This is a genomic window from Devosia psychrophila (assembly GCF_000971275.1).
GTDB lineage: Bacteria > Pseudomonadota > Alphaproteobacteria > Rhizobiales > Devosiaceae > Devosia > Devosia psychrophila.
In genome coordinates this window covers 1-607 of the sequence record NZ_LAPV01000234.1, presented here as the reverse complement: position 1 = coordinate 607, position 607 = coordinate 1, and the positions used below count along the sequence as shown (strand labels likewise).

Annotated in this window: 1 protein-coding gene; it reads right to left on the bottom strand. The window is 56.8% G+C overall.

The window, feature by feature from the left end:
• Positions 1 to 349: hypothetical protein (locus tag WH91_RS21315; protein WP_046173029.1), on the bottom strand; the 349-nt coding region annotated here is incomplete at its 3' end.
• Positions 350 to 607 lie beyond the last annotated feature (258 nt).

Here is a 607-nt window from a genome sequence, read left to right as displayed (position 1 = left end):
GCCCGAAACCGCGCTGACCCGCGCCCCCGATCGTAACCTCTTTTCTCTCCTTTCCTCCTCCTTCTTCTTTCCTCCCCTCTCCCCCTTTTTCCCTCTCACCTTTCTTTCCATTTTCGTTCTTCCGTTTCCCCCCCTCTCTCTCTCTCTCTCCGTCTCCCTTCATGTCGCGTTTCTCCTCTTCTTTCTTTATCTCTCCATCACCCTCCGCCTCGCTTTCCCTCTTCTTCTTTTCTCCTCCACCCCTTCTCCTCTTCTCTTTTTTCTCCTTCTCTCCCTCCTTCTCTAATCCCCCCCCCCTCGCATTTCTCTCCTTCTGATTTGTCCTCTTCTTCCATGCCTTCCTCGCCATCCTTTACTACTTCATCTTCTTCCTCTCCGCTCCCTAAGCCGTCACGGTCCTCGTTTTCTTCCGCGTCATTCCCTGCATCCCCGCCTCGCGTTCCGTCCTTGCTCCCACCCTCTTCTCTCATCCCCCTCTCTCCCTTCTCTTCGTCGCAACTCTCGCCCACCTGCTTCGGCCTTTGCCTCCCTCCCCGCCGCCCTCTTCCCTGGTCCTTCCCGTATCCCCGCCCCTTTCCCTTTTCCCTGCCTTCCCCTTTCGTTCCCC